This is a genomic window from Flavobacterium sp. FlaQc-57 (assembly GCF_044007395.1).
GTDB lineage: Bacteria > Bacteroidota > Bacteroidia > Flavobacteriales > Flavobacteriaceae > Flavobacterium.
This window is the reverse complement of the sequence record NZ_JBIPDA010000008.1, coordinates 70724-82733: the sequence shown is the minus strand read 5'-3', so window position 1 is coordinate 82733 and position 12010 is coordinate 70724. Positions and strand designations below refer to the sequence as shown.

Sequence of the window (12010 nt, the reverse complement as noted above, 5' to 3'; positions counted from 1 at the left end):
GTTACAATTTAACTACTCAAAAAAGAAAAAATAAATGGTCTAAAAATTGACAAATTATGTTTGCTAACTGCGATTAAAAGACTAAAAAATCTGAAATAAAAAACAAGAAATTTTAATCAATTACAGGCTTTATATCTAACAATAATTTAAAATAAAATTATAATAATGTACCTGATGAGAAATCGCATTTTTGTGACTAATTGTCCTTAATAAGGATATTTTAACATCAAAAGCACTGGTATTTTTAAATGTTCAGAATTAAATTTACATCTCAGTTTATATACGAAACCATCTAATATCTTATTAGGATGATTTTCTAAGAACTACTCAACAATTTAGATAGTAAAAAACACCAATTTCAATCGAAATTAAATTGTCAATACTATCTATTATAAGGTTTCTATTTTTCAAGAAGGATACCGATATAAACAGCTTACTCTATTTTAAAAAAAACTTATTTACAAATACGATAAATAAATTAAGGATTATGAAATGGTATGTAGTATACACAAAACCGAAATGGGAAAAAAGAGCTGCAGAACAGTTAACTAAGTTTAACATCAATTGTTATTGTCCTGTTATTAAAAAAGTTCAGCAAAGATCAGACAGGAAAGTAAAGGTAGAAATGCCATTGTTTAATCATTACATATTTGTGCAATTAGCAGAAAAAGATCGAAACTTAGTATTTCATTCTCCCGGAGTAGTACGATTTTTATTTTGGCTGGGAAGACATGCGATTGTAAAAGACAGAGAAATTGAAACAATCAAAGAATGGCTTGAAGGTGGCGATACTGCCTCAGAAATATCAGTAATGCAGTATCAAATTGGAGATAAAATACATTTAAATTCCGGTCCTTTTTGTGATCAAAATGCAGTGATAAAAGACATTACAAAAACTCATTATGTCTTAATCTTAGAATCGTTGGGATATGTTTTAAAAGTAAAACATAAATAGAGAATTAAAAAAGAGCTTTCAAAAGTTAAAAAAAACAACTTGAAATTCTTCTGTTTTATTGAATCAAGTAAAATGATTTTTCTCAAAAAAATTAATTATCCAATTGGAAAATCTGACTTTTCTTGATTCCTAAAATTTTTACTAATTGATCTAGTTTTGACAGCTTAAGATCAACCATACCTTGCTCAATTTTTTCGTATGTTTTTACACTAATTTCCATTTGGATTGCAATGTACTCAGGGGTGTGATTGTTTTGCAATCGAAACTCTCTAATTTTTAAATAGTAATTTTCCATGGCTTTATTTTTTATTACTGATTTTGATTAATTTCAGTTTTATTAATAAAAATATTTTGATTTGTTTTTGATGGGTATTATATGGGTATTCTATCTGGTTTCGCTAAAAAATATTGAAACATCGAATTTAAATATGAATTCAATTGAAACCTCTAACACTTTTGATATTTCAATTAATTTAGAAACAGTTAAATCGACATCGCCTCTTTCAATTTTACCATAACCACTGGTGCTCATTTTTAATTCAGCGGCTACATACTCTCTAGTAAAATTTTTTAATTCTCTTATCTTTCTAATATTTTCGTATACACTATATTTCATAAAAAGTAAAAAATAAAAAATATAAATAATTTTTATTTTGAAGCTACTGTCACATCCTTTAATGATTTCCTATAATAAGATCTTTATTCCTTTATCTTATTTGTAAAAAAATCATCTTTTTACAGCAACTATTCAATTATCAACAAGGTTTAAAGCTAAATGACGTTTTATCTTTATCATTCATTTTAAATTTCGATCAAAAATATATAATGTTTCGACTATTTAATAATAAATCTGTTCAACGTATTTTAAAATCCGATAAAATACAACTTGTTGCATTTTACGGCTCTCAGAACCCTCAACTAATATCAAAAAAACCTTATTTTATAGGACAACAGCCACGTAATTGTACGTATTCCTTGGTATGATTGCATCCCATTTACATGAAAAAAGGCAAAAATGAAGAAAAAGACATTTTTTTTAAAAATCAAAAATGCTAAAAATTTCAAATTAGAATCTATAAACTAAAAAAACGTCCTCATTTTTTTTTATTAGTTTATTTTTCATTTTGTTCAATAGTCTCTCAACAATATCATATCGTTTTAAAGCTATATAAAAGCAAAACTATTTCATCGTGTCACGTTTTATCATAATTAAAAACAGATCCCTATAATCAAAAAAAATAAGGTTCAAATTAGCTTGACTAATCTGAACCTTACTTTTATATCATACAATAATTGAAGATCTTTATACAATCATAAATTCTGCAACTGTATTTATTTTATTGTGTTACCAAAAGCTGTGGATATGAATTTGGTGTTGAATTAATTATCACTGTTGGAACTCCCGCTTTTACATTAACCAATAACTTACTTAATGTTGGGTTTGCCAAAAACGTACTATTTACATAAATAGCAGACTCTAAACCATAACCTTGATTTGCCGGAATTTGCGTTACTACGTTTCCTGTAATTGTTGAATTTACAATATGATTAGTTAACGGATTAAACATTACCGGTGAAAACAACGGAACATTATCTGAAAATTGACATCCTTCAATATTAGTACTAATTGCATTTATTGTTGGCCCTGTAGTCTTGTTATTGTATATGTTAGAATTGTATAAAGAGAATACATTACTAGTTATAATATTAACTCCGCTATAATTGGTAAAGTCACAATTTGCTGCTAATGGAGTATTTTGTGCATTTAAAGCAATAGCGACTCTTCCTCCATCAAATTTACAATCTACCCAGGCATCTAAATTATCGGCTCTGGTAGCCATCATAGAAACTCCTGTGCTGCTGTTTATAAATTGATTTTTATAAAACATAGTTTTATCGACAAAACTAGAAGTGTCAATATCATTTGCATAAGGAGTAAGAGGATCTTGAAAAAAACCAATATTACAATCAACAAAACCTAAATTATCAAGAAAGTTGTTATCAAATCCTTTCATTCGTCTAAGCTGCATACCATAATTTTGATTTCTAAACACTACAAACTTTATGTTTTGATAAGTAATATGCTGTGATCCATAATCTTGTGAAGAATACACCCCTACGCTCCCGCCCTGAAGCGTTAGATAACCTAATATAAAATTAGCATCCTGACCACCGGTAAGAGATATTAGCGGAAAATTATCGGTTAAACCTACAATAACTGTTTTTCCGGTTCCCTGGCCAACAATACCATGATTAGAATCAACAGGAAGCTTTAAAGTAGAACCAATGTAAAAAATACCCTCAGGTAAATCAGCAACACCTTTGCTATCAATTAATCCTTGTATATAACTTGTCTGATCTGGCTTGCCTACCCTGTCAGTTTTCCAGTTTGCTCCTAACGGATTCGGCAATGTTTCCCATGAAGGTCTGCTCCACGGTGTGTATTTAGTTCCTAAAATAGTGTTTGATATATTATTAATGACTGCGGTATTTGTCATAGTAGTAGTTTGATCAACTCCATTATATCTAATCATATTACTACTATTTAAATTTGCAAGAAGATCAAATCCTGTTACTGTCCCCGGTTTTCTAATATATGTTCCAGTTCCATTTACCAAAAACATATTGGCTCTTAAAGACAATACATCTGTTGGAAAATTCATAGGTTTCTCTAAAAAGAAAACATTTGCAGCATCAATATCAAAAGATGGCGTTTTAACAGCTGAATAACTATTTGCACCATTAAAATTTGTAATTTTCACATCACCAATATTATTTGCTGAAATCATTGCTTTTGTTCCTTCTCCTGAAAGATTCCACCCTTCAGCGTCCAGACCTACAAAAGTTAGAGAACGTAAGCCGTCAAGATCAGTAGTATCACCATGGGGCGTTAAAAAATTAGTATGCAGACTAACATTACCATAACTAGGCGTGGTACTATTTCCTTTCAGGACAAGCATATTTGCTCCTCCCTGCGATTGGTGTTTTATTATTTTATTGTTTCTTATGTAACCAGACTGACTGCAATCAATTCGTATTGGTCCACTAAAATTTATAAAAGTATTGTTCTCCATCATTACATTTGTTCCTACTAAAGTTCCAAATTTGATAGATTTAAAAGTACAATAAGAAATCACTCCTCCCGCTTGCATGGTTATATTTTGATCTGCAGGCAGCAAAGATTCTAAAACAACGCCGGTACTTCCAGCAGCTATCGTAATAGCAGATATTTTATTTAAAGAGGGATGTCCGTATAATTTTTGATTACTTTTCATGACAATATTCACTCCTGAATAATCTCCTTTTTCCAGTCGCACTGAGCCATATTTATCTAAAGCAACCTGAAGAGTCGCTTTTTGAGTAAGTGGTAATAAATAAGCACCAAAATATGCGATTTCTTCCAGTTGGTTTTCTACGCCCGGAGTTTTAGCCGGAGCCTCATCAATTGCATAATGATAGTTTTGCGAGAAAACTGCAGTTGAAAAGAGTAAAAAGTAAATTAGATGTTTCATTGTCCCGATATAATATAGGAATTTGCGCTAGTTTTTCTAAGAAATCCAAACCTTACGTTTCCTGAAACACTAGTAAACTTTGCACTTCCGCTTGCATTATAATTAATTGATACACCTGATGCTGCTTGTATTGTTAACACAGCACCATTATGAGCTTCTAAATTAATAGTTTCACCTACTAACATACTTCCAAAATCAGCAGTTAATGTTAAGGTCGCCGATGTTGTACATTCTATTGTATTATTGATATCTGCGACAGCAACATTTCTGGAAGAAGTAAATGAAATGATTACTGCTTTAACTGGAGCACCACTTGTACCAGCTGTTTTTGCATATAGCGCATAAGGCACACTTAAAAGCTGGGTAACTCCGGTAATATCATAATTAACGCCGCCTTTTACATCTACTTGTGTTTCTATAAAATAGGGTCCTTTATCCCAGGCGATTTTACTAAAATCTCCGGTAACCACCGTTCCTGTACCAATTTCAAGAGAAACAAGACCAATTGCATTTGTAGTAGGAGTCTGAGTTTCCTGATAAGCAACAGTACCAGTCGAAGTGCTTTGATGTATTATAATCCTAAGGCCAACTCTCGAATTAACAACCAAGCTATTGTCTTGTGCACGCATAATTGCCTGATAACTCATTTTTTCCGGTGCTTGTGCAAATACCTTAAGTGTTACAGTCACAAATAATAATAAAAGGGTATGTGCAAGTCTCATTATATTTTCTTTTTAGTTTTTTACTACTTTAAATGATTTCAAAATTTTATTATCCACATATACTACAAGTACATAAATTGATGAACTAAGATTATTTAGACTAACCTGAGTTTCAATTTGATCAATTTTATTTTGTTTTAAAAGCCTGGCTTGTATGTCATAAAGCTTATAAGATCGCTGTCCGCTTTCTAACTCTAATCCATTCATGCTAATATTAACAAAATCGGTTGTAGGATTTGGGAAAACAAATATTTGTGCTGTAGTAGGTTTGTCAACTTCAGGTACATCTAACATTTCATCTTTTCTAAGCTGTTGTATACCTTGAGCCACATTATAAACTGATCCTACTCCATTATAAGTATAAAATACCTGACCAATTGAGTAAGAAACTGATCCTGAACTTCCTGTCGCATTACTACCAGTTGCCACTATGGCTCCCATAATATTGGTAGTTTGCGCACTTTGACTATTCCCTATAAAAGGAAATAATATTGCAATTATGATTAGTTTTAAATATTTCAATCTTAGATAGTTCACAGCTCAATATTCTTAATACTTGTTTATACTGCAAAAATATTTAATTTCAAAATCTAATCGATATAATTTAAATTATTTCCGATAAACCACACTAAATGTAGTATTTTAATGATTTTTTACTTACATCAAAAAAATCGAATACTTGATTTTATTCTTTGACAGATCATTAAAAAAAAAATGAATTAATATGATATTAGTTATATTATGACGAAATCTTTTTGACTTCCAATTTAAACAAGTTGTTATTTATAAGACAACGCTAATTCACTTCAATAAATTACATTAACAGGAGCTTTTTATCTAATCTTCAATATAGCCTCCTATATCGCTTCTATTTCATAATTATATAGGGCAAAAACTTAAAAATATCTATTTAATTAACTTTTATCTATTTGATTTTAAAGCACTTAAATAAAAAATAAAGTTACTTATTTATTTTTTAAAATGTATCAATTCAATACCATTTTTTTTAAAAATATAATTTACTAACACAAAATGATAATTTAAACAGTATTTTAAAATGAATAAAAAAAGCATCTAAAAGAAGAAACAAAACCTTATCGTTTTTTAATAAAATTTGTCCTATTCAATTTAAAATATGCTGTTCATCGAGAATAATAGCTTTATATAGAATATACAAGTATTAGTGAAAAATTTTTCCTTTTTTTGATCAACTTATTGAATAATGAGCTGCAAATACTATTTTAATATGGAGACAAAATAAAGACTAAAGCCAATCAAAATTCTTACATCTATTTATTAACTAAGTAAAAATTGTAATAAAAAAATGTATTCATTACCAACTAACACATTATTAGCCAGTAATTTAAACCCGTCTCTTTTAGTTCAACGCTAATATTATCATATTATTTTGTTCAACTTTAATTTTAAGATGATTAAAATGAAAAGATCTAACAACAATAATTTAGACAAAGAGATGAATTGGATCAAAATGGAGTATCCCGAAAATCCGCTACATGAACTTTTTGCAAAACAAGCCGAAGCGTCTCCTGATTCCATAGCACTTGAATTTGAAAATCGTAAGATTACTTATAGAGCATTAGCAAAAATGATAAATCAAATGGCCAATTATTTTTTGGCGCAAGGTTTATCTTCAGGACAAATTGTTGCTGTTTCTATGGATCGAAGCCCTGATTTAATCGCTTCTCTTTTTGCAATTTTACAATGTGGAGCTGCATACTTACCCTTAGATCCTAAATTTCCAACTGAACGTCTGGAATTTATGCTGGAAGACTCTGAAGCCAGTTTTTTATTAACTACAAAAGCACTCTCAGATTCTTTACCAAATTCTTCAAAAAAGATATTAATTGAAGATATAATCTCTTCTCTCGAACAATATCCTGCAACACCGCTTCCTGCCACGGTTTCGAACAAAACTGTTGCCTATATAATGTATACTTCAGGATCTACAGGAAAACCTAAAGGAGTGACTGTAACTCATAAAAATTTAGTAAACTTTCTTTATAGTATGGCGCTCGAGCCCGGTATAAATGCCGAAGACAAATTGTTATCAATTACTACAATTTCCTTTGATATTGCGGGATTAGAGTTGTTTTTGCCATTAATTAAAGGTGCCACAGTAGTTTTTGCCGACTATGAAACGATTCGTGACGGTCAACTTTTACGGGATGTTCTACAAAAAAAAGAAATTACAATACTACAAGCCACACCAACGACCTGGCAGTTATTACTTGATTCCGGTTGGGAAACGCCGCTTGCTTTAAAAGCACTTTGCGGTGGCGAAGCTATGCCTTTGAATCTTGCACGTCAACTTATTTCGCGATGCGACTCTCTTTGGAATATGTATGGCCCTACCGAAACCACAATTTGGTCTGCTGTGAAACAAATTCATGCTGACGATGAATTAATATCAATTGGATTACCAATTGCAAACACACAAATCTACTTGTTAGATGAGCACAATCAAATTGTTGTGCCGGGAACAATTGGTGAGATAGTTATTGGTGGTGATGGAGTCGCAGAAGGTTATTGGAAACGACCAGAACTTACAGCTGAAAAATTTATTGAAGATCCGTTTTCTACAGCATCAAATTCTGTTCTTTATCGAACAGGAGATTTAGGCAAATTATTACCAAATAGAGAGCTTCAATGTTTAGGACGTATAGATCACCAAGTAAAAATTAGAGGACATCGTATTGAATTGGGTGAAATAGAAGCTACTTTAAATAGTTTAACAGGTATAAAACAATCTGCAGTAATTGTTAGTAATCATTTTGGAAATGAAGATAAACTGGTGGCTTATTTAAAATCCGGTGATTTATTGCAAGATGAAAAACAGATTCACGACTCGCTTTCTAAAATTTTACCTGAGATACTACTACCGTCTCTATACATATGGGTAGAAGATTTCCCAATAACACCTAATGGAAAAATTGACAAAAAGAATTTACCAGTACCCGAATATAACAGACCTGATTCTGCTCCTCTCTTTAAGAAACCCAATACACAATTAGAAAAAGATATTGCAAAAATCTGGAGCGAAGAATTAAAAATGTCAAGTATTGGTATCGATGATGATTTTTTTGACATGGGAGGCAGTTCTGTTCTTGCGCAAAAAGTAACATCATTAATGAGGCAAAATCTGTCTAAAGATGTACCTGTTTCAAAAATCTATATTCATCCTACAATTAGAGAACTTGCTGCTATTTTAGAAGAAAACAATAGTGATACTGCCAACGAAAATTTGTTTGCATTTAAAGAAAATAATAAAACAACTTCTGAAGACATTGCCATAATTGGTATGGCCGGAAGGTTTCCAGGTGCCGATACAATAGATGAATTATGGGAAAATCTAAGAGATGGAAAAGAAACTATCTCCTTATTTACAAAAGAAGAACTGGACAGCAGTTTACCCGAAAGCCTTCGTAACGATCCGCTTTATATAGGTGCAAGAGGAATTTTGCCTTCTGCTAAAACTTTTGATGCTCATTTCTTCGGGTTAAACCCACAGCTTGCTGCCGCAATGGATCCTCAAATACGAGTGTTTTTAGAAATTTCATTCGAAGCATTAGAGAAAGCAGGACATTTGCCTAAACATTATAAAGGAAGTATTGCAGTATATTCTGGCAGTGAAATCAATACTTATTATGAAAATAATATATTTAATAACAATGAACTAAAAAGTTCAATTGGAGAATTACAGATTTATACCGTAAATGGAAAAGACTTTATTGCTCCTCGCACTTCTTATCATTTAAACCTAAAAGGTCCATCTGTTAGTGTACATTCAGCCTGTTCAACTTCATTATTGGCAGTTGCCGAAGCGGTGAAAGCAATAAGAACCGGTATGTGTGATGTTGCTCTTGCAGGAGGATCCAGCGTTACCTGCCCAATTAATAGCGGCCATCTTTACGACGATGGTTTTATAAAAAGCCCTGATGGCTCTACAAGGTCTTTTGAAGCTTCAGGAAAAGGAACCGTTTTTAGTGACGGAGCCGGAGTAGTTTTACTTAAAAGATTAGAAGAAGCTGAAAAAGATGGCGATATTATTTATGGAGTAATTAAAGGAGTTGGCGTAAATAATGATGGTGGAGACAAAGGCAGTTTTATGGCACCAAGTCCAAAAGGTCAAGCCGGAGCTATAATTAATGCGTTTAACGATGCACAAATATCACCTTCTACAATTAGTTATATGGAAGCGCATGGTACCGCAACTCCAATCGGAGATCCAATAGAAATAGAAGGACTTAGAATTGCATATGGCAAACAGGAAAAAAACAATTTTTGCGCATTAGGTTCTATCAAAAGTAATATGGGGCATACTACAGCTGCTGCCGGAGTTGCGGGATTAATTAAAGTATTGTTGTCGATGCAGCATAAGCAAATACCACCGATGGTTAATTTTAATAAACCAAACCCCAATATAGATTTTGATAATAGCCCTTTTTTCATCAACAACAAATTAATTGATTGGAAAGCAGACGGCAAAAGAAGAGCTGGTATAAGTTCTTTTGGAATAGGTAGTACAAATGTTCATGCGATTGTCGAAGAATATGAAATGAAACCTATCCCGTCTTCAGCCGGGCGACCTCTTGAAATACTTATGTGGTCAGCAAAAAATCAAAACAGTTTATTGGGGTATGAAAATACATTGGGTCATTTTATTGACAAATCAAAAAACACTCCTTTAGCAGATATTGCTTATTCTTTAAATATGACGAGAGATGACTTTAATCATCGAAGCTTTTTAATAGCCAATTCTACAAATGATGCTGCCGAAAAATTGATTTCTCTAAAAACTAAAAATACCAAATCCTCAATATTAAAAAATGCTCCAAGCGAATTAGGATTTCTTTTTCCTGGACAAGGAGCTCAGTATTTACAAATGGGAAAAACACTTTACGACAACGAAAAAGTATATCGTGAAGCTATAGACAAGTGTGCAGAACTTTTGACGGACGATTTAAAACTGGATATTAGAGACATAATCTATCCTGAAATTAATTCTACTGAAGGCGAAGAGCTGTTAAAAGATACTCGCTTAACACAGCCTGCTTTATTTGTTACTGAGTATGCATTGTCACAATTATGGATGAGCTGGGGAATAAAACCAACTTTTCTTTGCGGTCATAGTATTGGCGAATTTACTGCAGCACATTTGGCCGGAATTCTAAGTTTAAAAGACGCCTTACATATCGTTGCGATTAGAGGAAAATTGATCAGCGAACTTCCGGGCGGCTCTATGTTAATTGTTCGTGTACCAATAGATAAGCTCAATGAATTAATTCCTGATACACTCTCAGTTGCCGCTATAAATGCAAATCAGTTTTGTGTTGTTTCAGGTACAAAAGAAGACATTGCACAATTTAATCAGGAGCTCGATGCTCAAGACATTCCAAATAAATTACTCAATACAAGTCATGCCTTTCACTCATTCATGATGGATCCTATTTTAGATACATTCAAAAATGAGTTAGAAAAAATAAAATTAAATATCCCAAGATTGCCAATTATTTCGACAGTGTCGGGAACTTGGCTTACTGATACAGAAGCGACAAACCCAATGTATTGGGTCAACCATTTAAAAAATACTGTGAGATTTGCAGATGCGATGGATACTGCGTTTGAATTGGATGATTTTATATTATTAGAAGTTGGTCCGGGTCAAACATTAACTACTTTAGCCCGCCAACAGGCTGCCGGCAAAATTATAGCTGCTTTTCCTAGTTTAACTTTTCCAAAAGATGAACAGGAAAATGAATACTTCACAATATTAAATGCCTTGGGCGATTTGTGGATGAGAGGTATAAATCCTGATTGGAAATCTTTTTACAATCAACAACAAAGACAAAAAATCGAACTGCCGAGTTATGTTTTTGATCGTAAACTTTGCTGGATCGAACCTCTGAACACTATTCAAACAACAATAATTCAAAAACCTTTGGTTTCTTTTGATACGGCAGTAATTTCAACAGAAACTGAAAAAAGTACTGTCACAGCAAATGAGTCAAAAAAAGATTCAATCCTTTATAATATTTCAGAAATTATAAAAAATGCCTCAGGAATAACTTATGATTCTGATTCAGCTTCTTATACTTTCTTAGAATTAGGTCTAGATTCATTATCACTAACGCAATTATCAGGAAAATTGAAAAAAGAGTTTGATTTACCAATCACTTTTAGACAACTTAATGAGAGCTTTTCAACACCATTACTCTTAGCTGATTACATCGACCTTAATTTACCGGAAAGTCACCCAATCAATTTCAGTAAAGAAAATAAAATAGTTGTTAATCAAACTATTGAATCTAATACATCATCAAACGGAATACAATCATCTTTAAATCAAATTTCATTAGAGCATATTGTTCAGCAAATCCAGATTTTAAGTCAAAAAGTAGATTTAATACAAAATTATCAGAGTTCTTCATCAAACGGAAATACTTCATTTGTCAGTCTAAAAGCCGAACATTTCGATGTAACTAAATTTAATAGTACAAATCAAGTCGAAACAAATGGAACTAACGGAATTCACAAAAAAGAAAAGTCTTTTGATATAACCGAGACAAATGATCAACAACCAATTGAAAGTACTATTCATGAAAAAAAGTATACCATAATGGCGAATGAACCTCCTGTTCAAGGCAGTAAACTGGGACGGGATGAAAATGGAAATCCGGCATGGTTTATCGAAGATCCTACTCAAAACGGAAATTTCGTAAAGATCAAACTATAAAAATCAGCTAAAGACAACTAGTAATTGATTTAAAATAATCAGTTTAAAATATCAATTACTTTTAAAA

Annotated in this window: 7 protein-coding genes; 2 read left to right on the top strand and 5 right to left on the bottom strand. The window is 31.9% G+C overall.

Features of this window, described 5'->3' with window-relative positions; translation table 11 throughout:
• Positions 1 to 487: 487 nt before the first annotated feature.
• A complete protein-coding gene (locus ACHRVZ_RS20770; protein WP_395424939.1) occupies positions 488 to 955 on the top strand; it encodes a UpxY family transcription antiterminator in 468 nt (155 codons plus the stop codon).
• Between the two features lie 91 nt (positions 956 to 1046).
• On the opposite strand, the gene ACHRVZ_RS20765 is transcribed toward ACHRVZ_RS20770, so the two are convergent.
• The 5 genes from ACHRVZ_RS20765 to ACHRVZ_RS20745 all read right to left on the bottom strand — a co-directional run bounded on the left by ACHRVZ_RS20765 (position 1047) and on the right by ACHRVZ_RS20745 (position 5726).
• Positions 1047 to 1250: a helix-turn-helix domain-containing protein gene (locus ACHRVZ_RS20765; RefSeq protein WP_395424938.1), complete on the bottom strand. Its 204-nt coding sequence runs from the start codon at positions 1248 to 1250 to the stop codon at positions 1047 to 1049.
• Between the two features lie 90 nt (positions 1251 to 1340).
• Positions 1341 to 1571 carry a helix-turn-helix transcriptional regulator gene (locus ACHRVZ_RS20760; protein ID WP_144219045.1) on the bottom strand — a complete coding sequence of 77 codons (231 nt, stop codon included), beginning with the start codon at positions 1569 to 1571 and terminating at the stop codon, positions 1341 to 1343.
• Positions 1572 to 2292: 721 nt separating this feature from the next.
• Complete coding sequence (locus tag ACHRVZ_RS20755) at positions 2293 to 4467, bottom strand: hypothetical protein (RefSeq protein ID WP_395424937.1); 2175 nt, start codon at positions 4465 to 4467, stop codon at positions 2293 to 2295.
• Complete coding sequence (locus ACHRVZ_RS20750; protein ID WP_395424936.1) at positions 4464 to 5189, bottom strand: hypothetical protein; 726 nt, start codon at positions 5187 to 5189, stop codon at positions 4464 to 4466. The genes ACHRVZ_RS20755 and ACHRVZ_RS20750 overlap by 4 nt, the downstream gene beginning before the upstream one ends.
• A gap of 12 nt (positions 5190 to 5201) precedes the next feature.
• Complete coding sequence (locus ACHRVZ_RS20745) at positions 5202 to 5726, bottom strand: T9SS type A sorting domain-containing protein (RefSeq protein WP_395424935.1); 525 nt, start codon at positions 5724 to 5726, stop codon at positions 5202 to 5204.
• 901 nt (positions 5727 to 6627) lie between these two features.
• On the opposite strand from ACHRVZ_RS20745, the gene ACHRVZ_RS20740 reads away from it, so the two are divergent.
• Positions 6628 to 11943, top strand: a complete 5316-nt coding sequence (locus ACHRVZ_RS20740; RefSeq protein WP_395424934.1) for an amino acid adenylation domain-containing protein — start codon at positions 6628 to 6630, stop codon at positions 11941 to 11943.
• Positions 11944 to 12010 lie beyond the last annotated feature (67 nt).

What these genes read in the sequence shown, in the direction of transcription:
- ACHRVZ_RS20740 (WP_395424934.1), top strand. Translation starts at nt 6,628, where the DNA reads ATGAAAAGATCTAACAACAATAATTTAGACAAAGAGATGAATTGGATC.
- ACHRVZ_RS20760 (WP_144219045.1), bottom strand. Translation starts at nt 1,571, where the DNA reads ATGAAATATAGTGTATACGAAAATATTAGAAAGATAAGAGAATTAAAA.
- ACHRVZ_RS20765 (WP_395424938.1), bottom strand. Translation starts at nt 1,250, where the DNA reads ATGGAAAATTACTATTTAAAAATTAGAGAGTTTCGATTGCAAAACAAT.
- ACHRVZ_RS20755 (WP_395424937.1), bottom strand. Translation starts at nt 4,467, where the DNA reads ATGAAACATCTAATTTACTTTTTACTCTTTTCAACTGCAGTTTTCTCG.
- ACHRVZ_RS20770 (WP_395424939.1), top strand. Translation starts at nt 488, where the DNA reads ATGAAATGGTATGTAGTATACACAAAACCGAAATGGGAAAAAAGAGCT.
- ACHRVZ_RS20750 (WP_395424936.1), bottom strand. Translation starts at nt 5,189, where the DNA reads ATGAGACTTGCACATACCCTTTTATTATTATTTGTGACTGTAACACTT.